The organism is Acinetobacter guillouiae CIP 63.46 (genome assembly GCF_000368145.1).
Taxonomy (GTDB): Bacteria; Pseudomonadota; Gammaproteobacteria; order Pseudomonadales; family Moraxellaceae; genus Acinetobacter; species Acinetobacter guillouiae.
Window position 1 is genome coordinate 1,115,194 of the sequence record NZ_KB849283.1, and the last position, 23,461, is coordinate 1,138,654.

Genomic DNA, 23,461 nt, shown 5'->3' on the forward strand with positions numbered 1-23,461 from the left:
CACCCTATTTTAAAGCTTCGGACTGTGGTTGTTGTGGTTCTACTGGCGGATGATCGCGACGTGATAGCCTTAAACTATTGAGCGGAATTTTAAGCTGCCCTTTTTCAATTTTTACCGGTAATGTATTTTGAACATCTACTGTTGCTTGAAGTGCTGATTTAATAGGAACATTGAGGTGGCCTTGAATTGGAATATTGGTTTTTAATGTCGCATCAAGTGGCACATGTAAATTTTCTTTAAGTAAAACCTTTACAGGCGCATCAAACTTTAAATGAATATTTTGGTTGAGTGGCACTTGTAAATTAATCGGCACATCCATATGAATCGGGATGTTCCCTTTTAACGGTAAAGTAATATCTTTGCCTAAAACAGTGACTTTAACCTTGGTATCAATCGGCATATCCTGATTGATTTTGATCACTTCACTCACAGGAATTGTGGTTTGAATTGGGACTTCATTATCAAAATACACATGTGGGGTTAAGGTTTGTGTAATCGGTAAGTTTAGCTTTTCATGAATAGGAATTTCAGCTTTCACTTTTCCTTTGACATCCACATCTAATGCGTCATGAATTTGTACTTTGGCTTGTAAAGGCTCTTTTAAATCGATACGTACAGCTTGATTTTCAAGTGGAATATAAATATTAAAATGTTTAAATACCCAGATTGCAATCAATACACCACACACTGTAGCAATAAGAATAAAGGCAACTCCTGCCATAACTTGCTTCAACTGCAAAATCCTGTCCTTAATTTTTATCCTTAATTATTTTTCATTTTAAATACTTATGTGAATTAATATGCGTTTTTATGTATAAAAGTCGAAGAGTTTTGTTTAATTAATAAACAATTGATATCTAACCTACGGATTATTTCGAAAAATCAGCTAACCAATAGCACTGCACAATTGCTGTATTATTTTTATACTCAACACTCACATCGCCTTTTTCATGATTTTGATTGAATTTTAGAGTTTCAAATCGCTGCTTTGCTGCTGTAGCACTCAGATCATAATATAAATATTCATTGTATTGTTGCGCTGGATGACCAAAACTAAACTCTATTTTGCGAATAGGAATGCCAGCATAAGTGACATTTTTTAATTTATAAGTGGTTGAGTCATATACCTGTTTATCCACATATTTTACATCAATCGTATAGTGTTTAAGTGATGCAATCAGTTCTGTATCTTCATTATGAAAATCATATTGCTGCCGAATTGCACAGTTTTGTTCAAAACGATCTTTTAATAAAGGACGTAATTCTAAGGATTTTGCATGTGTAGCAAAACAAGTAAATAACATCATGATGCATAAGATTTTTGTTTTCATTTTATTTTCTCTAATTTCTTAATCAAATGTTTTTAGTCAAATTGCTGAGACAAATGGTAATTTTCATTTGAATTTAACCATATATCATCAATTTTGAATATAAAAAAAGGAGCTTCATTTGAAGCTCCTTTTCGACGACTCTTACAAATTATGCATTTGTTTCAGCCGGTACTTTTGGATAGCTTACGCCACATACTTGTTCAGCAATACGCAATACTTGGCAGCTATAACCAACTTCGTTATCGTACCAAACGTAAGCTGTTAAACGGTTACCAGAAGTAATTGTTGCTTGTGCATCAAATACACCCGCTGTACGCGAACCAATAAAGTCAGACGATACAACTTCTGTAGAGTTGGTATAGCCAATTTGACCTTGAAGGTTAGAGTTGATCGAGATTTGACGAATATATTCGTTCACTTCTTCACGATCTACTTCTTTCTCAAGTGTTAAGTTAAGAATAGCAAGTGAAACGTTTGGTGTTGGAACACGTACTGAATTACCTGTTAATTTACCTTGTAACTGAGGTAATGCTTTCGCAACAGCTTTTGCAGCACCTGTTTCTGTAATAACCATATTCAGAGTTGCAGCACGACCACGGCGATCCGCTTTGTGGTAGTTATCAATCAAGTTCTGGTCATTTGTAAATGAGTGAACAGTTTCCACATGACCATTAATCACTTTGTATTTGTCTTCTAACACTTTTAAAACTGGTGTGATCGCGTTAGTTGTACAGCTTGCAGCAGAAATGATTTTGTCTGAATCAATGATGTCTGCTTGGTTAACACCAAACACGACATTCTTCATATCACCTTTACCAGGCGCTGTAAGCACAACACGACTTACGCCAGGGCATTTAAGGTGTTGAGATAAACCATCGATATCACGCCATTTACCCGTGTTATCAATCACTAGTGCATTGTCGATACCATAAGCTGTGTAATCAACTTCAGCAGGACTAGACGCATAGATCACTTTGATAAAGTTACCATTTGCAATGATTGCTTCATTTTGTTCATCAACAGAAATTGTTCCTGCAAATGGACCATGAATTGAGTCACGACGTAACAATGAAGCACGTTTTTCTAAATCACCATCAGATGATTTACGTACAACAATCGCTTTAAGGCTTAAACCACGACCAAGACCTGATTGGCTAATGATTAAACGCGCTAAAATACGGCCAATACGACCAAAACCATAAAGAACAACATCTTTAGGCTCAACTTGCGCAGGACGACCTTCTAAAGATTGAACAGCTTGAGCAACAAATGCATCAATATCGCCACCCTTTTCTTTATATTCAACTGCAAGTTTACCTAAATCAACTTCAGCAGAACCGATATTATCTAATTTCGCTAAAGCTTCTAAAATAGGGAAAGTATGTACAACAGAAAGCTCAACATCCATCATACGTGTACGACGGTGTGCTTTAAGAATTTGAATTACTGAACGGTTCACTAAAGAACGACCGTACACAGAAGTCACAATGTTTTTTTCACGGTATAATTGACCGATTAATGCAATCATACGTTCCGCGATTTCTTCACGGTTTTTCCAGCGACCTTGGTGCTCTGCATGTAGGGCGATGATAGTGTCTTTGCTCACAGATACGTCCTCTATTTATGTATATCTAGACATGGATTTTTAAACCCCATAATTGTAATGTAATTCTCATTTAGTTGAAATCAAATCGTGATACATTTTTATAATATTTTGTCATACTGGGTATTTTATTTTAAATTATGCCTTGATCTCTAAACAATATTTTAGCCATTTCGATTTTTTACATCTATGTAGATTTTTAGTATTGATATTGACTTTAGCAGAGTAAGAGGAAAATAAACCAGATAACAATGAAAGAACAAACCAGACAAAAGAAAAAAATAAAGCTGATGTAGCTTCGTTAAACATCCTATTATCGCGCTTAGTCTGAGCTTTCTACTCAGCCCCTAACACGCGCTTTAATCATCATTAATCGACGCATTAAATTCTTCTAAATCAAAATCAGCTAAATTTTCAGGCAGCTTCATTAAATAAGGAAAGCGAATAATGCCATTGTCCCCTGAAGGAAATGCGTAATGGCGCTCCAATTCACTCATTGAAGTCAGGCTTTCAAACTCGATGAATACACTATACTTTGCTAAACCTTTAGGGACAGTTAATACCTCTAAATAGGTTTGTTTTTTTATCAACATTGCGGCATGGTTTGCTTGAACAATATCCTTTTCAACTTTCCCACCTTTGATCATTTTTTTTAACAGTGAGCCTTCTACTTCATGCTGTTCATTCTTTAATTGCTTAACATAGCTGTCTAAAGCCCTATAATCCTTCACTTGCTCAGCGATAATTTCTTGAAGTTTTCTAATCGGTTGTTGAGAGCGTTCATGCATGACTTGCCACTCTCGCGGACTCATTGGAATAAAAATTTCATCTTTACGCTTTTCCAATAGCTTTAAATAAGCCAGCAGACGATATTCAAACAGTTGTACATGAGAATTAAAAAATAATGCGGGTTGTTCTTTAAAGTCACGATAATGCGATAAAATTTCAGAAAATATTCGATGTACACTCATAAACAAATATTCAAATTCTTCAATATGTGATAAATCGCTTTTAACCGCATTTCTTAAAGGCATCAATATATTGGCCGTGAGCAACTGTTCAATGGTTTTGATATGGTTTTGTGCAACCGTATCACTATTTTTCCCCACCATTCCAAGGGGTTCCATCAAAAATGGCAAGAGCTTGTTTTCAGTGAATTCTTCAAATTCTTGCACAATTTCAATCACATCTCTATGGACTTGATGCTGAATTGTGACCATTTTCTGAATCAAAAGATCCGTGCTATCTCGATATTCACTTTCACTCATTTGATCCGTATCGAGAACCAAACCCGTTACATAGACCTGATTTTTATATTCAATATTTTCTTCAAACAAAAAGCGTCGAATTGAATAAGGATTCTGTTCAAAATTTTCAATTGGTGCAATTAAATAGATAAATTCAGAGGTTTTAACAATCTCAAACTTACGAATCCGTTGTTCTCTTAAAATAAAATACTTAAAAAAAGGACGTTTCATTAATTCAGATGATTTGGTCAATAAGGGCTTAAACCAATAACCCAATAATTGTTGTTTAATAAACACTTCAATAATAAAACATTTAATTTGATCAGAAGTTAAGTTGCGGATACCTGCTGGCGCTTCAATATTTAATGTACGGATCAATTTCGCCACATCTTGTAAAAAAACACGACGAATCAGTAATTTTTCTCGCTGCAAATTTAGATGATCATCCACCGAAATCAAATCAATTTGATACAACGCATTTTCTAAATAGTCTGCAATCTGAATACTATCTGTAATATTTTTTAACCAATTGATTGAGTTGCTCAGTTTGGTTGCAATGGAACGCATTCGCTCATTTTCAAAGGTATATTTTAAATTTTCTAATGAATTTGTGATTTTAAATTCAAAGCTGTTATTGCCTTTGTTCCATTGAATTTCTTTCGGTCTTAAAATTTGACGCTCAATCTCTTCGCGTATTTCGATATTGGCTTCGTCAAAAACATCACACAAAACCTGTTCCCAGTTTAAATCGGTACTAGGCTCTAATTGCAATAAGGTTGCCCGTGTTTGATAGGGAATTATTGTTGTGTTCATAATATATTCAGCGTTTTTTTACTCAAAAACCAAATTAAAACATAGATTAATGAGATGAATTTAACACTTTTAAAAATTATAGTCCAATAATTATCAATTTATTTTTTCTTGATTAACCTATTCTTTCGTCTAATTTTTCGATATTCAAGGCTAAGTTTTTCCGTTTATTGTTTTGTTGATAGAGATGCCAGATCCCCTCCAATACCAAAACCCCCACAGCACACCAAATTGGAATATAGGTAAACCATTCATCTGCTGAAATAGACTCACCCAGCGCCAAGGATGCTAAGGCCAACAAGACAGGTTCTAAATAACTTAACAATCCAAACAAGACCATCGGTAGATGGCGACTCGCCAAAATATAGCTACCTAAACCAATCGCACTCAGTATTCCAAGTCCTGCAACCACAAATATTAAAACCGGTGCATCAGCAAATTGGCTATAAGCATCTAATCCTGTTTGAGTGAAATAAATTGCGATGGGAATACAAATTAAAATATCCCACCAAAAGCCACCTAAATTATCGGTTTTAATGGTTTTTCGCACCAGAAAATAAAGCGAATAGCCCAATGCAACACTGAGGGTTTCCCATGCAATAGTGCCCAAACGCCATAATTCGTGCCCTACTCCAAGCACCGCAAAAGCAACGGCAACCATCTGGAATTTAGATAATTTCTCTTTATAAAAAATGCTACCTGCAAGGACTAGAACCAAGGGTAAAAGAAAATATCCAAGCGATACTTGTAAGCCCCGTCCATTCATCGGCCCCCAAAGGAAAAGCCAAAGTTGGAAACAGGTCAAAATAGAAGTGATGATTAATAAAAGTAATAAAGCAGGTTGTTTGACCATTCGATGATAAATGGTTTTAACATGGACAAAATCACCGCTCAATAACATAAATAAGGTCAGGAACGGTAAAGTGGCGATAATCCGCCAACCAAAGGTTTGTTGACTATCTAGATCGCCCAGCAATTTGGTATAAAAGTATAAGACCCCAAATGTTACAGATGCCAATACAGACAATACGACGCCCTTAAACATCTGTCGCCTCACGGTGATTTTCAAATAAATTCTTAGGCATTATAAACATCTTCACCCAAAATTAATTTGAATATTCAATTATTTTTCCAAACTCAAGATTTGCAAATATCGAAATATTCAAACTATATCGGCTTAAATTTCTGATTATTCTTGTGCGTTCTGCTTGGTTCGAATCAGATCTTTTAAGTTAAAACCAACAGTCTGCGCATAACGAAGAAATTCAGTTACTTTTGTTTCATCTGGATGAGGGTCTCTAGACAGCAACCACAAATATTTTCGCTTCGGTTCTCCCACCAAAGCCATTTGATAGTTTGAATCAATTTTTAACACCCAATAATCACCACGTCCCACCGGCATCCAACGAATCGCTTCGGGAATAAAACTTACTTTAAATTTTGAATTAAACGGCTCATTACTGATAAATGCTTCACCCAATGAACGTAATTCTTGTCCATTTTGATCTACGCATCGATTATCAACTGCGACATTGCCATATTCATTCACGGTATATCGTGCAGTCACATCAGACTTACAATCTTTTTGAAAATACATTGGCTTGCGGGCAATTTCATACCATAGCCCTAAATATTGACCCAATTCCAATTTTGGAATCGCAGCTAAAGTCGAATTTTCCGCATAGACTTTTGGATAAAAAAAGTTCGAAAAAACCATCCCGAATACGATTATTAATTTTTTAAAGTCATAAGAATTGGGTAATATTTTAAATAATTGCACCTTATACCCTCAGCATTACTTTTTACTATTTATTATAAAATAATCAGAAATTTAAACTTAGACTGTAGCTTTATGTATCCTTGTTCGAGCTAAAGCTACAGCAAGCACAAAAGTGAAATCATTTCACAATGAGACAATTACTTTAACATTCTGGTTTTTAAACGCACAATTTCGTCACGTAATCGCGCAGCTTGTTCAAATTGCAGTTCTTTAGACGCTTTTAGCATTTCTTTTTCAAGCTTGCTAATGTGTTTCGTAAAGAGTTTTGGATCAGATAAAATATGACGCTCATCCGCAGTTAAAGCCTGATGCTGGTCACTAATACCTGCTTCAATTTGATCATCGCTGATCACTTCACCAGTATCAATTTCTTTAATTGCTTGACGAACAGCACTGCGTGGAATAATGCCATGCTCTTCATTAAATTGAATTTGTTTGGCCCGACGACGATCAGTTTCATCTATGGCTTTCTGCATCGAATCAGTTATACGGTCAGCATATAGAATCGCCTTACCTTTTAAATGACGAGCGGCACGACCGATGGTTTGGATTAACGACCGTTCAGAACGAAGAAAACCTTCTTTATCTGCATCAAGAATGGCAACCAACGATACTTCTGGCATATCCAGACCTTCACGCAACAAGTTAATCCCGACCAGAACATCATGTACTCCTGTCCGCAGTTCGTGAATAATTTTGACACGCTCAACGGTATCAATATCTGAATGTAAATAAGCCACCTTCACTCCATATTCTTTTAAATATGAAGTTAAGTCCTCTGCCATCCGCTTGGTTAAGGTGGTGACTAACACACGTTCATCGAGTTCTTTACGGATATTAATTTCTGAAAGTACATCATCCACTTGAGTCAATACAGGACGTATTTCAATTTCTGGATCGACCAATCCTGTTGGACGTACCACCTGCTCTGCAACTTGTTCAGATTTTTCCAGTTCGTATTTCGCAGGTGTTGCACTGACATAAATGGTGGTTGGAACAATACGCTCCCATTCCTCAAATTTCATCGGACGGTTATCCAATGCACTAGGTAAACGGAAACCATAATTGACCAAGTTTTCTTTACGTGAACGGTCACCTTTATACATTGCCCCAATTTGTGGAACTGTCACATGCGATTCATCAATAATCAGTAACGCATCATCAGGGATATAGTCAAATAATGTCGGAGGTGCTTCACCCGCTGGGCGACCAGATAAATGCCTTGAGTAGTTTTCAATGCCATTGGTATAACCCAATTGTTGCATCATTTCTAAATCATAACGGGTCCGTTGTTCGATCCGCTGTGCTTCAAGGAGTTTTTCATGTTCTTTAAAGAACACTAAACGATCAGCCAATTCATCACGAATCGTTCCAATTGCACGCTGCAAATTGTCTTTTGGCGTTACATAATGGCTTTTTGGGTAGATTGTTATACGCGGTGCTTTACGGACCATTTTCCCAGTAATTGGATCAAACCATCGAATTGAATCGACTTCATCATCAAACAACTCAACCCGAACTGCATGTTGGTCCGATTCAGCAGGGAAAATATCGATAATTTCGCCACGAATACGATAGGTACCGCGTAAAAATTCCAGCTCATTACGGGTATATTGCATTTCAACAAGTCTGCGAATAATGTCATCACGACTAATTCTGTCCCCTTGTACAATATGCAATAACATACTCATATAAGCATTGGGATCACCTAAACCATAGATTGCGGATACTGAAGCGACAATAATGGCATCACGGCGTTCTAATAAAGCACGTGTAGCAGAGAGACGCATTTGGTCAATATGATCATTGATTGCTGAATCTTTTTCAATAAAAGTATCCGAAGATGGTACATAAGCTTCAGGTTGATAATAGTCATAATAACTAACGAAGTATTCAACTGCATTGTTTGGGAAAAATGCTTTAAATTCACCATATAATTGTGCAGCGAGAGTCTTGTTATGTGCCATGACAATAGTTGGACGTTGCGTTTGTGCAATCACATTTGCCATGGTATAGGTTTTCCCTGAACCCGTTACACCGAGTAGAAGTTGGTCGTGAAAACCTTTATTTATGCCTTCGACTAATTTTGCTATTGCCTGTGGTTGATCCCCAGCAGGTTGATAATTTGTAACAAGTTCAAAAGGTTGATGTTCACTCACAATAATTCACTCTTTAACCAATCGGGAAGAAGCCACAGTAGTTTAACAGAAACCAATTAAACCCATACATTGACACCTATTCTAGATGGGGCTTTTTACACAATATTCAACAAATACCTTGACCCTTTTTTATTTCAATAGCAACATGGAAACAAGCCAATTAAAAGATTGAAAAACATGACATATCACTATCATGATGAAAGCATAATCAAAACTTTGCCAGAAGATACTGTGTTTGTTTTTGGTAGTAATATGGCGGGTACTCATCAAGGCGGTGCGGCAAAAACAGCACATTTACATTTTGGCGCAACCAAAGGTGTTGGACGTGGCTGGGCAGGACAAAGTTTTGCTATACCGACCATGAATGAACATTTACAACAAATGCCACTTTCGCAAATTCAACACTATATTGATGATTTTAAAATTTATACAAAAAATCACCCGAAGATGAAATATTTTATTACGTCGGTGGGTTGTGGTGTTGCAGGCTATAAAGTCGAAGAAATCGCGCCGATGTTTAAAGGTATTTCACGCAATGTGATCTTCCCTGCTTCATTCCGTCCATTTGTAGAAAAAACCTTGCCTAAGCTCACGCAAAAATTACTGCATAGTTTTTTAACTGATGACGTCATATTTAGTTCAGATATAGAGCAAAAGATTCAAAGCTTAGATTTAACTGAAGCTGAAAAAAGCCTTGCAACGATTATTCTCAATACGCCAATGTATCCTAACGACAGTAATGGTCGAGATCGTATTTTTGAAATACAAGATATCCTGCACAATTTAAATGGAAAAATATTTGAATTTCAATCTAATTCAGAAGGTTCAATGATTTTTGGAGGGGCTATTTTAGCACTTTTAGAACTCTATAATTTAAATGAAACAGACTTTATTGCAGTATGGACTGGTCAGCGTACTATTGCTGCACCAAAAGCAGAACATCGGGCTAAAAAGTAAAATGCTTTGATTATTTTTAATTGAACAACTATTTATGTTAAGTTTTTACTTATGTTATATAGTTAAACAGGGGTTGTTAACAATTCGTCTATGTTTGCGACTACGTGTATTTTTTAGGCGATACTAGGCACGAAGTACGAAATTTAGTCATTCTAAATGAGTAGTTCGTAACGACGTAGCGGCAAAAAACACACAAGTCCCCCGCTGCGCCTTGCGCTGCAAACAAAGCAGTGCTTTGTTCTTGCTCAGGGTTGTGGCTAAAATTATCTCAGCCTACGTTATGACACTCGAAAATAGTCTCGCTATTCTCTTCGTTTCATGCCTTGTCTGCTCAATTTTAGCCTACAACGCAAGCCATTTATGAAATGTCAACAGCCCCTAAATTAATAAACAATTTTTTGGAAAATATATGGAGCAAATGGATTTAACAATATTTGATTTGTCTCCAATTGCCATGTGGCTACAAGATTTTAGTGGTATAAAAAAAATATTTGATGAATGGACTGCGCAAGGTATTTCCGATATTAAGCAACATCTATTGGAAGATACTAGCCGTTTAAAACCTTGTTTGGCAGCGATCCGCACCATTCATATCAATAGAAGCACCCTGATTTTATATGAAGCTGATGATTTAGCGGAGATTTTAGAAAAATTTCCAGAAATGCATACAGAAAATACTGAACTATTACATATCCAATTTTTTTCAGCGCTTTGGAATAAAGAAACAGATTGCTCGATTCAAGTGGTCAACCTTAGCTGCAAAGGCAAAAAAATTGATATCCAACTTAGAGCCAATATTTTAAAGGATGCGAAACAAAGCTGGGATCGAGTTTTATTAACCACGGAAGATATCTCTCAGTGTCAAAATGCACGTCGGATTGCAGAATCCCTATTTTTGCATTCACCCACTGCCCTCTGGGTCAAAGACTACAGCAAAATAAAATCATTATTTAATCAATTAGTAGCGAATAATGTCACTGACTTAGATCAATATATTCAGCAAAATCCAGATTTTCTATTTCTTTGTTTTGAAAACATCCGATCAGTTGGTGTAAATCAAGCTTTACTGGACTTATTTAATGCCGACAATGAACAACATTTTTATCAGCATTTAAATCATATTTTTAGAGAGAATTATCAACAAAATTTTCATAAACAATTATTACACTTATGGAATGATCATCATCAACTTAAACGAGAATGTGAATACCAGTCAATCAATGGAGATTTGCTGCATGTACTCGAACAGTTTGTTATTTTTCCAGATTCAAAACATAACTGGGATACCGTGCAAATTGCCTTTACCGATTTAACGGAACGAAAAAAATTAGAAGATCATCTGCAACATGCCAGTAAACATGATCAATTAACGCAGTTATATAATCGAACATTTTTTATCGGTGAAATTCAACGCTTACAATCTCAAAAATTTAATTCACTTTCATGTATGTATTTAGACATCAATGGTTTAAAAAGAGTGAATGATTTACAGGGACATCATGTCGGCGACTTACTGATTCAACGTTTTGCACATCTGTTAAAAAAATCCACCATCAAAACACCTTATTCTGTTTCGCGTATTGGTGGTGATGAATTTGTGATTCTTATGCCTGAATCAAATCATCTGCATATAGAAACATTACTTAAGATCATTCAACAAGAATTAGAGATAGATCGACTGAACAATCCTCAACATCCAATTCATGTTGCGATTGGTTATGCGACAACAAGCCATTATAAAAATATTGATGATTTATTAAAAAAAGCAGATCAAATTATGTATCAAAATAAGCAAGCATATTATTTATTAAATACGGATTAATGTCTTTTAAGAATTAAAGAAATTAATTGAAATTAACCAACATCAATGCAAACCCAATAAAAGGATAACCAGCGATCATAAAATACAATAAGTAATAAATAACTTGGATTTTATTATTTTATATCGCTCTTTTTTAGGATATATTTCAAACATTCTAGATCACCGCTCAACACACGAGAATCTTATAATGGAATTTTCTGATTCTTCTATTTTTGATATATCACCTACCCCGATGTGGATAGAGGACTATAGCGAAGTAAGAGAACAATTTAATCAGTGGAAAGGCCAAGGAATCACAAATCTTCAAAGCTTTTTAGAAGAAAATCCAGATCAGATTACAGCTTGCGCACATAAAATTAAGATTCTTCATGTCAATAAAAAAACCTTAGATTTATTTGAAGCCAGAAATCAGCAACACCTGTATCAGAACTTAAATATTATTTTTCAGAAAGAAATGCTGCACTCACATATCAAAGAGCTGGTTGCACTTTGGAATGGAGAACCTGAGTTTTCAAATACCACTGTCAATTACACGATTTCAGGCAAAAAATTAGACATAAAATTACGCGGTATCATCATGCCGGGTTCAGAAGCCAGTTTAGACCGGGTTTTAATCACCACTGAAGATATTACGGACTATCAAAATGCGCGCCGTTTAGAAGAAAAAAATCGCCAACTGGCAGAATCTCGCTTTATTTACTCGCCTACCTCGTTGTGGGTTGAAGATTTTAGTCGTGTAAGACTCCGCATAGACCAACTCCGTGAAATTGGTATCGAAGATTTTCGCACCTTCTTAGATGTACATACCGACTTTGTAAACCAGTGTATCGAAGACATCATCTTATTGGATGTCAATCAAGCAACCCTTGATTTATTTAAAGCCAAAGACAAAGAAACCCTGTTTAAAAACTTAAATAAAGTATTTGCAAAAGAGATGTATCAGACTTTCCGTGAGCAACTGATTGAGCTATGGAATGGTAAAATTCATCATCAACGTGAAGCTGTAAATTATGCATTGGATGGTTCAGTACGAAATGTACTGCTCCAATTCACTGTTTTCCCAGGTTATGAACATGATTGGAGTCTAGTGCAAGTTGCATTGACTGATATTACTGCACGGAAAAAAGCAGAAACGTATTTGGAATATCTGGGGAAACATGATGTTCTGACTAAATTATTTAATCGTTCGTTCTATACAGAGGAAATTAATCGTTTAGAGCGTGGTGTACTGCGTCCGACTTCAGCCATTTTTATTGATATGAACGGTTTAAAAGCCATCAATGATCAGTTGGGTCATGATGTTGGTGATGAATTACTGCGACGAATGGGCAATATTCTGACTCGTACCATTGCCAATACAAGTTATACCGCTTCTCGTATTGGTGGAGATGAGTTTGTGATTCTTATGCCTGCGGCAAATGAACAGACCGTCGAATCGATGATTATGACCATTGAAGAATTACTCAATATCGACAATCAATATTATTCGTCACAGCCTATTAGTATTGCCATTGGTTATGCAACAACATCTGCAAATGAAAGTATAGACAATATGTTGAAACGTGCAGATTTATTGATGTATCAAAAGAAAAAAAATTATTATGAATATGTCACGGAAATGTTAAATGGTAGTGCTTAATATTCCACAAGGATAAATGCTATAGCGTTAAGTAAAAGATTCTTTTTAATTCTTTTTATAAAAATAGGTGCATCAAGCACCTATTTTTATATCTCAAACACTTAGCGTTTTCCCATCGAACGGCGTGTACCACGAGGTGGCATCCAAGTACGATCTGCATATTGCTCAGGTTTAGGACGGACGTTGTTGTGGGCAACATCATCATCATTTTCTAAAGATGATGGCATTGGAAATGGTAAATTCACCAATGGCTTCTTTTTGGGAGTATTTTGGGTGCTCATGTGATTCACTCAATTTTAACTGGCTATATTGTACGTAAATTTCAGCTTTGATGCGAGTGCTCTTAAACTTTCGCTTTTATTTGTATTCTCTTGATACATTAATTTCTGCTTTTGATGAATATTTATTGAATTTGCATAGATATTAGACGACCAAACATGAAAAATTAGGCTATGATAATGTGCTTTTTATTTTTTTAATCCCTATAAGAAGGAATAATGCCGTGGACGTACGTCTCTCTGATCGTGTAAATGCCATCAAACCGTCTCCAACGCTTGCTGTTACCAACAAAGCTGCTGAATTAAAAGCTGCGGGTAAAAATGTAATCGGATTGGGCGCTGGCGAACCAGATTTTGACACCCCACAACACATCAAAGATGCTGCTATTACAGCGATTAACAACGGTTTTACCAAATATACCGCTGTTGATGGTACACCAGGCCTTAAAAAAGCAATTATTGCGAAGCTAAAACGTGATAACAATCTTGACTATGCTGCAAATCAGATTTTAGTGTCTTGCGGTGGTAAACAGTCTTTCTTTAACTTAGCACTTGCTTTGTTAAACAAAGGTGATGAAGTCATTATTCCAGCGCCATATTGGGTAAGCTATCCAGATATGGTGATCATTGCTGAAGGTGTTCCTGTCATCGTGAAATGTGGTGAAGAACAACGTTTCAAGATTACACCTGCTCAACTAGAAGCTGCGATTACAGACAAAACACGTTTGGTGGTATTAAATAGTCCTTCTAACCCAACAGGCATGATCTACAGCAAAGCTGAGCTTGAAGCTTTAGCAGAAGTGCTCCGTAAATATCCTCAAGTTTATGTTGCTTCTGATGATATGTATGAGCCGATCCGTTGGGATGATGAATTCTACAATATTGCTACTGTAGCTCCTGATCTTTATGAGCGTGTTATCGTGCTTAACGGTGTATCTAAAGCATATGCAATGACTGGATGGCGTATCGGCTATGCAGCAGGACCTGCAAAATTGATTGGCGCAATGAAAAAAATCCAATCACAATCAACTTCAAACCCAACTTCGATTTCACAAGTTGCTGCTGAAGCTGCATTGAATGGTCCTCAAGATGTACTTCAACCGATGATTGAAGCGTTCAAACGTCGTCATGATTTAGTTGTGAATGGCTTGAATGAAATTCAAGGGATTAGCTGCTTACCTGCTGATGGTGCATTCTATGCTTATGCCAACATTCGTCCTTTGATTCGTGCAAAAGGCTTAAAATCTTGCACAGAATTCTCAGAATGGTTGTTGGAAGAAACTGGTGTTGCTGTTGTTCCTGGTGATGCTTTTGGTTTAGGCGGCTATATGCGTATTTCTTATGCGACTGCTGATGAAGTACTTGTTGATGCGCTTGCTCGTATTAAAAAAGCTGCAGATTCTATTGACGGTGTTGATGCAGCAATTGCTTCAATCGCAGCTGAAAAAGCAGCGCAATAAGACGAGATTTGTTTAAATGAAAAATGGGTGTATTGATTACACCCATTTTTTTATCTTTGTTGATCTTACTTATCAACAAGCTTCTATATTTTTTATAAATTAATCTTTGAGTAACAAGCCCGTGGTATTGTCTCCATCATTTCCAGTACCGTAATGATCTATACGTACAGTATCAACTTGTACAGTAGATGTGTTTGCCGCATAGTACTTTTCATGATCGACTAATAATAACCCTGTGGTATTGTCTCCATCATTGCCTGTGCCATAATGTTCAATTCTCGGCTCCTTATTTTGATCAAGCTTTGAATAAGGCACAAGTTTTATTGGCTCTTTCAATAAAAGACCTGACGTATTATCTCCATCGCTACCTGTACCAAAGTGATCAATGCGTATTTCTTGCGTATTTTGATGTGATGCAAAACTTAAACTTGAAACACTACAAAGACCAATAACAGTTAATCTGATTAAAGTTTTCATGTCATTCTTCCCATTGAGATATCATTTCATTCTAGAGGTCGAAACTATACAATTCACGGTCATGGGAATTACATTTATGACATTAACCAATCTAAGCAAGTCTTTAATAAAAATCTGAAATCTAGCCTAAATCTTCAAGTTTTATTGCTGTTCCAGATCAGTTTGGCTAAATACGATTCAGTGTTAAAGCGCGTTTTAAAGCATAAAAACTAACTTTGATCATTTGTATTTATTGATCACTTTGTATCAATGACGCTCTAAATACTTTCGGTGCACATCCATATGTTTGTGTGAAAGCACGAGTGAATGCTGCTTGTGAGCTATATCCTACTAATTCAGCAATTTGAAAGATATTTTTGTCTGTCTCTTTTAGAAACTGACTTGCCAGTCTCATCCGCCAATTTTTTAAATATTGAATTGGAGAAACACCGACTTGTTCAACAAATTTTTTAGCAAAACTTGAACGTGATTGATGGGTGGATTGAGCCAAATTTTCCACATCCCATGCATAAGCAGGACGATCATGCATCAAAGATAATGCTTTACTAATCGCAGGGTCACGTAAAGCAACAATCCAACTTTTATGTTCAATGGTTGCCTTTACCAACCAAAACCGTATTGACCACACCAATAGAAGATCAATGATTCGTGAAAGCATCACTTGACTACCAAGGCTAGGATGCTCAAGCTCAAGCTTTATCGCAGCAACAGTCATTGGCACCCATTCTGCAATTTTACCATTATCATTATGCGATGGGACATGGATATAACGAGGCAACCCCTCGATTATGGCTGCACCATAAATTCCGCTGAGTTTAAAAATACAGCTAATCACAGCGGCTGCTTGGTTTTCAGCATCCAACAATTCAATCGTGTGTTCTCCAGTTGAAGGTAGAACAATAATATCCCCTGCTTTTAAAACCAGATCTAGATTAGAGTTTGCTACTTTAAGTCTGCATGTCGCCTGCTGAACGATATGGATATATGCATAATCCTGTTTAAAGCTTAACTGTTGTTGATCTGTAAATCGCGCGAAGTCATAGATCTCACCTGATATTTTTGCAAACTGATAAATATCAAAGAATAGATCCGTTAAAGCACTTTTTTCAGCATATTCATCTCTCATTCTTTGTCACAATTCCTAAAAAGTGTTTCTGCAAAAACATTGGTGTTTCTGTTATTGTTAAAGTGAATTTAAACATGAATAATCGTTTATAGAAGCTTTTTTGAGTATAAAAATTACATTCAGTATCTATCCAATCTTTATACAAAAATTCTTCAACCATTTAGCTCAACAAATACAATAGCATTTAGCTAGGAGACACACATGAGTAATAAACCGACAATTATATTCGTACACGGATTTTGGGGAGGCGCTGCTCATTGGAGTAAAGTCGTAACTGAGCTGTCTCACCGAGGTTATGAATCATTACGTGCAGTAGAACTCCCGCTGAGCTCACTGGCTGAAGATGTTGAACGAACAAGAAAAATGATTGCGCAAGTTAAAGGAGATGTGCTTCTGGTTGGTCACTCATATGGTGGCGCTGTAATTACGGAAGTTGGCAATCAAGCGAATGTTGTAGGTCTGGTTTATATTGCTGCTTTTGCGCCTGACTCAAACGAAAGTCCTGGTGGCATTACTCAACAACATTTACCTGAGGCTGCACCAAACTTAGAACCAGACAGTGATGGTTATCTCTGGCTTAAAGCAGATAAATTCCATGAAAGTTTCTGTCAGGATTTAACTAAAGATGAAGGGTTTGCAATGGGTGTCACCCAGAAAGCGCCAGTAGCAAGCACTTTTGGCGATACGATTTCCACGCCAGCATGGAAAACGAAACCATCTTGGTATCAAATCTCGACTCAAGACCGAATGATCCACCCTGAAAATCAAAAAGTCATGTCTGCACGCTTAAATGCAAAAAAAGTGATTTCGCTAGATGCAAGTCATGCTTCTTTGGCATCACATCCAAAAGAAATTTCAGACTTGATTGAGGAAGCTGTCAGCTTTCTTGCTCAATAAATGATGAATGAATAGAGGAAATCAACAGATTTCCTCTATATCTTAGACCCATTTAAAACTTAGATTTATTGAAATTCAATTTGGCTATATAAATTTCTAAATTAGAATTCAGTAAGAAGACCACTTTTATACGGTTTCAATTCCTCAAATAGAGATAAAACCTCTACAACACTTTAAAACCGATGCTCCAGCTTTAAACTAACATTATGTTTATCATAAGAATATAGCCACTCTACATTGCTGTTATTTTGATTATATTGATAAGTGAGATTAGGTGTTAAACCATAAAAAGCCCAACGAGGTGCACTTAAAATCAAAGTATAGTTTTGTTCAAAATCATGTCGTCTAGCCTCCAATACCGGAGTAAATTTATCAAATTGACGCCAACGGAAAGAACTAAATATATTTGCGTTAAAACCTGAGTCAAAGTTTTTGGAAAGGCCTAAACGTATGCCCTGTTGCTGATAAGCTGTGAAATATTGCTCTTGGGTATTATGGTCGACAAAATCCAGTCCGCCAAATAGCGTCCAGTTTCTCGGTAAAATTTTCCAAAAGGTTGAATAGACTGAATATTCCAAGCCATCTTGGCCTTTATACTGGGAATAATTTATATCTTTCAATTCGGCTTCTAACTTGACGGCTTTGTCGTTAGAGATAAAACGCATCCACTCGCCCCTTAACCCATAGGCACTATACAGCGGGTCGTGGGCATAGTATTTATGTTCAAATACGGGTGCAATCAAGACTTGATTACGTTCATTGTAATAACTATAACCCGCATTTAAGTTAAAAGTTAATTCATTATAATCTGTCTGCTCTGGATAAACTTGACCATAGAATAATCCACGCAATGCAATGCCATGTTGTCCAGAAAGCGACCATCGTTTAGTTAAGGTCGCTTCATAGTCCAAACCTTGTGCACTGATCGCATCAGGTGTGCCACGTCTGATCCGTTCTATAGGCACCACTTCGTCTGTATCTGGATCTATACCATAGCGAGTAATAATGTCGTATTTATCGGAAGCATTATTAACATTACTGGCATAACGTGAACCAAAAGCCAATGAACCATGCCATTCATCTCGTTGTTTAAGCCCTTTGAGATACATCTCTACGGTTTGACGAATACCTTGGGCAGCAGGATCTGTAGACAGAGCCAGTTGAGATTGAATCTGCTGGAATAACTGTTGACCTTGCTGATTTTTTTGTTGTTCGGTGTAGACACGAGCCAGCTCAAGTTGGGTCATTAAATTATTGGATTGAATCTCTAGGCTATGTTTAAGTTTACTCTCAGCTAAACTTAAATTCCCCTGTGTTCGTGCCATGACGCCCTCAGCGAACTCAGTCAAAGCCTGATCATAATTTGGAAATTTTTTATATTTTTCAAGATAGCTTAAAGCCACTTGCCATTGTTTTTGCATCACTGCCAAGTAAAGTGCATATGCGACTTCTGCGGGTTCATCCTTAACCACATATTCTTGACCTTGTATGATCAGATTCGGTAATGCTTGTGTGTTTTTAGGGTCTTCTGATTTGAGTAGTTTCTTATCATTTTGATATTGCTGTTGGCTAATTTCCTGATTTAACCTGATACTGGTATCATCCGCTGCATAAACACATTGTCCACACTGCAATACGGCACCAAGCAATACTATTTTTTTCATCTATAAACTCACCAGATAGAATAAAAAAAGAAAGACTTACCGAAGTAAGCCTTTCTCATTTAAATCATTATTTTTTTCCACCAAAAGCAACGTCATGCACATTATTGTTAAATGTTGCAATTCCAGCTAAGCTGCTTTGGCTATTATAGAATTGACCTGAAACTGTCCCTGCACCAGCTGACGGATTAGTCGTCCAAGATGCATTTGAACCACTAATCGTTGCGTCGTTATTAATTGTTGCAGTACCCAAATTAAAGGTACGTGAACTATCGCTCAATGAACCCGTTAACTGTTTGGTTGCAAAGTTAGCAGTAAAAGTACCTGACAATAAATTAGAGCCATTATAATTATTGACACCTTGAACACTATAATTTGCAGTACCTGTAGACGGTACGCTGGTATCTGCATCTTTACCATTGTAATAAACAGTGTGTGTTGCTGGATCAACCGTACCTAAACGCTTACCGCTGGCATCTTTGGCTTCGGCATTCCACTCACCAAACCAGACGTCTTGTGTAGGCACTTGTTTATAGTTAGCATAACCAATCCCAGCATGAGACGCTGGAAGCCCAGGTAAGTACGGGCTTAGACGTACAACACCATTGCCATCTGCATAGCCATTAAAACCTGAGAATGCAACAATTGCACCGTTATAAAGAGTGTTAACACCAAAACCAACACCTGAGTTTGGATGAGTCGGTCCAAGTGAACCTGTAGAACCAACTACAATGTTACCAATATCACTTGATTCACCTACAACAGCTGCTTGTGCAACACCGACTAAACCAACAGATAGTAAAATAGCCAATGAGAAAGATTGAAGTTTCATTTTAAGTTCCTCGATTTGAGTTTAAAGTTTTATCATTAAGAATAAAAACAAAAGTCTTAATGATTATCATTAAAATAAAACATGTGCTGCACTGATTTTAATATTTAAATTCAAGTGTAAAATCAAGGAGTACGTGTCTTATTTTCCACACATTTATTGCATTTGGTGTGCAATAAATTCGGTTAATTACCTCTAAGTTCCTTAAAACTTATGGGTAATGCTTAGCTTAAATGTTCGACCTGGTGCTGCAATTGCCGAACGAGTTAATGGATCAATATAGAATTCGTCAGTGAGATTAGTCCCCACCAGTTCAAATAAGGTGTCTTGTTTAAGTCGATAATTGATATAAGCATCCACAATGGTCATTGAGTTCCATGCCAAAGGGGTATTGGCGTAATAACTCATCTCTATATCGTTATAGTTTTTAGTTTCAGGATTTTCATACTTATGGTGATAGCTCGCACGAGTTCCGACTTCAAGTTTTTGATCAAAGAATCGTCCACCAAGTGTTAAATTCACTGAATATTTTGGGGTTGCCATACTGACTAAATATCCGCCTACAAATCCATCATCAACACAACGATTTAATAAAAACTGGTGGCTCGCCCCTAAAAGCATCGCTGAGTTTTCATCACAAACTTTATTTTTAAAACGATAATTGGCACTTAAGTCAGTAAAGAAACGCCCATTGTCAAAGCGACTTTGCAGTTCTAATCCTTCTGTGGTAAGGCTATCGACATTGCTAAATGCCAAAGTTGGACTACGCTCAATCGCATTCTTAGTTTTGTTATAGTAATAAGCCAATTTAATATCTGCATAACTACTGTTTTTAAATAACTCAGATAGATTATGAACATAGGCAAGTTCATAATTTGATGCATGCTCTGGTTGTAACTTATAACCACTTAAGGTTCCAGAAAACCCAATCGTGCTTTCAAACATACTTGGCATTCTATAAGCTTCGCTATAACGTAAATACATTCGACTATTGGGGCTAAAATTAACCGTTGCTGAAGCTGTCGGTGTCCAACCATGATCTTTGCTTTTTTGCACACCTGTTTTTGTTAAGTCAATATCTTCATAACCGCTAGGAATGCCACTACCAGAATAATATCCATAATCCCGACCTTGTACTAAGGTCCCATTTAAAAAGGGATTATTGGCAATGGTTAATTTTCCACGGTTATCCATTTTGTAATCAATTTTATTAGATTTCTGATAAATTCGACTTAAAATTCGAGCCTGCTTGCGCTCATCAGTCCAACCTTCCGCTAAAGCAAGAGCCTCTATACTTTCTCGTGTTTGCTGTTCAAGTTCTGGTGTCATATTTGGGCGTTTAGTAAAATAAGTCATACTTAATGCCGTGGCTTTTTTAATCAGGCTAAACTGGGGATCACCCGCATTGACTCGTTCATTAAGAAAATCATCAAAGGCCCAATAGTTTTGATATCTTGCACCTGCGTTTAAATTCAGCCATGAGACAGGTTGATAGTCAAAGTTAAAATTAAATTCTTTTTCTTCTCGACGACCTGCTCTCGGTAACATCCTATAACCCGAATTTGTTCCGTTAATATTCGGGTCTTTATAAATATCATCCGAACTAAGTTTTTCTTTTTGAAAACTCCCCCCAACAGTTAAGCCCAGATTAGACAGCAATTTAAACTTATTACTTAGGGTCATTCCTTGACGAGTATTGTCTGAGTTTGCGGTAGCACTGTTCACAAAAACACCCAAGTTTGCATTGGTATCATTGGGAAATCCACCTGAACTATAGGTATGACTCTTGGTATCAGTCCGCCAAATATTGCCGTAGAAATCGACTAAATTATTATTTTGAGGTTGATATTTGTATTCCATATTATAGGCTTTAGAGTCGATATGACTTAAAGGCCATTGTGGTACCCCTGCTTTATTTTTGACGACTTCACCCCAAGCAATTCGTGAAGGTAAAATTTCTCCATTGATGATTGAACTGTCCCGATAACCGAACTCTAAACGCTGTTCATCTGTGGGTTTCCACGCCGCTTTTAACAAATAAGATTCTGTTTCAAGGGATGTATTGGGAACTTCTGTACCTCCTGGGTAAACTTTGGCAAGGTATGGAACGTAATTAAATCGTCCTGTGGCAGGTTTATCATAAAAATCACTGCCATTTTTTCCTGCAAAGTGATTGCCTTTATTACGATAAGCATAAGCAGCCAAAACTTCAAAATTATCACTACGTCCCGCCAAAGCAATACGTGTTGCAACATCATCGCCTGAATAAATATTATTTTCTTTATTCTGACGTGCTACTTTAAATAAGGATGGATCATAATAAGGCTCGAACACTGGATTGCCTTGCCAGTCCGTTCCTGTAGCTGGATAATTTGGATTATCATAAATGCTTTGACCTGTGAGTAATTGTGGTTCTCTAGGTTTCACTGCATTGCTGCTGGTTTCTACTTTTATCTCCCCACCAAAATTTTTACCTTCCTTTAAAACATCATCTACAGCTAGAGTATGAATAACGACCGCACCACCCACACCTGTATTTACATTGCGTGTGATGGAAGGCCCCTTAATGACTTGTAACCCACCGATTAAATTAGGGTCAATATAACTCCGATTATTCGCACCGTTATAACCACGCCATACAGTGAGTGCCTGTTCTGTCCCATCAATAAGGACAGGAACACGGCCCGGCCCTTGAACACCACGGATACTTGGATCTAAAGCACCACTGTTTCGGGCATCACCACTGTATACTCCGACCATTCCCTTGAATAAGTCTGCTGGCTGAGCGCCTTTATATCGTTCTATTTGCTCTTTGCTGGCATAGACGCTAGAAATATCTTGATCATAAACATCATTCTGCCCTTTTGTATCGCGACTGACAGTGCCAAAAACAGTCATTGGGCTAAGTTGTACGACATTTTCTTGATCAGCTATCATCGGCTGAGATTGTACTGGAATGGGTCTAATTTCAGCTTTATCCACATGCTTCAATATATAGCCATTTCCAACTTTCACCACAGTAAACTCGGTTGCTGCTAAAATATGTTGAAAGCCGTTTTCTAAATTATATTGTCCGCTTAAACCTAAGCTACGTTTACCTTTAAGCTGATTTGCATCAATTGCAATCGAGGTCCCCGCTTGCTCGGCAAAGGTATTCAGAACACTGGCAAGTGAACCCGCTGGAATATGATATGACTGCGTTTCTGTACTGAGCGCATAAGTGCTTTGTGTCGCGACTGTTGTTGCTACACCCACACAAACGAGATGAATCGCCAATGCCAATGATGTCACTTTGAAAGAATATTTTGGATGCTTTTGACCGCAAACAGCTTCACTCATTTTACGCCCCAGTAAATGTAAATAAGAATCATTCAATGTATTAAAT

Annotated in this window: 18 protein-coding genes; 5 read left to right on the forward strand and 13 right to left on the reverse strand. The window is 37.0% G+C overall.

From position 1 onward, the window contains the following. Positions 1–4: 4 nt before the first annotated feature. The 7 genes from F981_RS10450 to uvrB all read right to left on the reverse strand — a co-directional run bounded on the left by F981_RS10450 (position 5) and on the right by uvrB (position 8,930). Entirely contained in the window at positions 5–739 is a 735-nt protein-coding gene (locus F981_RS10450; protein WP_004721302.1) for a hypothetical protein, read from the reverse strand. A 130-nt stretch (positions 740–869) separates the two neighbouring features. Then, positions 870–1,331 carry a hypothetical protein gene (locus F981_RS10455; RefSeq protein WP_004721303.1) on the reverse strand — a complete coding sequence of 154 codons (462 nt, stop codon included), beginning with the start codon at positions 1,329–1,331 and terminating at the stop codon, positions 870–872. Between the two features lie 148 nt (positions 1,332–1,479). Beyond that, on the reverse strand, positions 1,480–2,937 hold the full coding sequence (locus F981_RS10460; protein WP_004721304.1) for a glyceraldehyde-3-phosphate dehydrogenase: 1,458 nt from the start codon (positions 2,935–2,937) through the stop codon (positions 1,480–1,482). 356 nt (positions 2,938–3,293) lie between these two features. Further along, a complete protein-coding gene (locus F981_RS10465) occupies positions 3,294–4,994 on the reverse strand; it encodes a hypothetical protein (protein WP_004721305.1) in 1,701 nt (566 codons plus the stop codon). 112 nt (positions 4,995–5,106) lie between these two features. Continuing rightward, on the reverse strand, positions 5,107–6,036 hold the full coding sequence (gene rarD / locus F981_RS10470) for an EamA family transporter RarD (RefSeq protein WP_004721306.1): 930 nt from the start codon (positions 6,034–6,036) through the stop codon (positions 5,107–5,109). A gap of 144 nt (positions 6,037–6,180) precedes the next feature. After that, complete coding sequence (locus F981_RS10475; RefSeq protein ID WP_004721307.1) at positions 6,181–6,771, reverse strand: lipocalin family protein; 591 nt, start codon at positions 6,769–6,771, stop codon at positions 6,181–6,183. A 137-nt stretch (positions 6,772–6,908) separates the two neighbouring features. After that, the gene (gene uvrB, locus F981_RS10480) at positions 6,909–8,930 is read right to left on the reverse strand and encodes an excinuclease ABC subunit UvrB (protein WP_004721309.1); all 2,022 of its coding nucleotides are present in this window, start codon (positions 8,928–8,930) and stop codon (positions 6,909–6,911) included. A gap of 177 nt (positions 8,931–9,107) precedes the next feature. Between uvrB and F981_RS10485 the strand changes: the two genes are divergently transcribed. From F981_RS10485 to F981_RS10495, 3 genes are all read left to right on the forward strand, one after another. Continuing rightward, complete coding sequence (locus F981_RS10485) at positions 9,108–9,887, forward strand: A1S_2505 family phage non-structural protein (protein WP_004721311.1); 780 nt, start codon at positions 9,108–9,110, stop codon at positions 9,885–9,887. 409 nt (positions 9,888–10,296) lie between these two features. Next, a complete protein-coding gene (locus F981_RS10490) occupies positions 10,297–11,709 on the forward strand; it encodes a sensor domain-containing diguanylate cyclase (protein ID WP_004721313.1) in 1,413 nt (470 codons plus the stop codon). 187 nt (positions 11,710–11,896) lie between these two features. Continuing rightward, positions 11,897–13,348, forward strand: coding sequence for a sensor domain-containing diguanylate cyclase (locus F981_RS10495; RefSeq protein WP_004721315.1), 1,452 nt, complete (start codon positions 11,897–11,899; stop codon positions 13,346–13,348). A gap of 101 nt (positions 13,349–13,449) precedes the next feature. Here the strand turns inward: F981_RS10495 and F981_RS10500 are convergent, their stop codons facing one another. Next, positions 13,450–13,629: a hypothetical protein gene (locus tag F981_RS10500; protein ID WP_004721316.1), complete on the reverse strand. Its 180-nt coding sequence runs from the start codon at positions 13,627–13,629 to the stop codon at positions 13,450–13,452. Positions 13,630–13,850: 221 nt separating this feature from the next. Between F981_RS10500 and F981_RS10505 the strand changes: the two genes are divergently transcribed. Next, positions 13,851–15,086 carry a pyridoxal phosphate-dependent aminotransferase gene (locus F981_RS10505; protein ID WP_004721317.1) on the forward strand — a complete coding sequence of 412 codons (1,236 nt, stop codon included), beginning with the start codon at positions 13,851–13,853 and terminating at the stop codon, positions 15,084–15,086. A 99-nt stretch (positions 15,087–15,185) separates the two neighbouring features. Here F981_RS10505 and F981_RS10510 read toward each other — a convergent pair whose 3' ends face one another. Beyond that, complete coding sequence (locus F981_RS10510; protein WP_004721319.1) at positions 15,186–15,563, reverse strand: hypothetical protein; 378 nt, start codon at positions 15,561–15,563, stop codon at positions 15,186–15,188. A gap of 229 nt (positions 15,564–15,792) precedes the next feature. After that, positions 15,793–16,689, reverse strand: a complete 897-nt coding sequence (locus F981_RS10515) for an AraC family transcriptional regulator (protein ID WP_004721322.1) — start codon at positions 16,687–16,689, stop codon at positions 15,793–15,795. 201 nt (positions 16,690–16,890) lie between these two features. Here F981_RS10515 and F981_RS10520 point away from each other — a divergent pair, with 201 nt between their 5' ends. Further along, positions 16,891–17,586, forward strand: coding sequence for an alpha/beta hydrolase (locus tag F981_RS10520; protein WP_004721323.1), 696 nt, complete (start codon positions 16,891–16,893; stop codon positions 17,584–17,586). 173 nt (positions 17,587–17,759) lie between these two features. Here the strand turns inward: F981_RS10520 and F981_RS10525 are convergent, their stop codons facing one another. The 3 genes from F981_RS10525 to F981_RS10535 form a co-directional block, all read right to left on the reverse strand. Beyond that, a complete protein-coding gene (locus tag F981_RS10525) occupies positions 17,760–19,250 on the reverse strand; it encodes a surface lipoprotein assembly modifier (RefSeq protein ID WP_004721326.1) in 1,491 nt (496 codons plus the stop codon). A gap of 67 nt (positions 19,251–19,317) precedes the next feature. Beyond that, positions 19,318–20,079: a Slam-dependent surface lipoprotein gene (locus F981_RS10530; protein WP_004721329.1), complete on the reverse strand. Its 762-nt coding sequence runs from the start codon at positions 20,077–20,079 to the stop codon at positions 19,318–19,320. Positions 20,080–20,280: 201 nt separating this feature from the next. Continuing rightward, positions 20,281–23,415, reverse strand: a complete 3,135-nt coding sequence (locus tag F981_RS10535) for a TonB-dependent receptor (RefSeq protein ID WP_004721330.1) — start codon at positions 23,413–23,415, stop codon at positions 20,281–20,283. Positions 23,416–23,461: the final 46 nt, after the last annotated feature.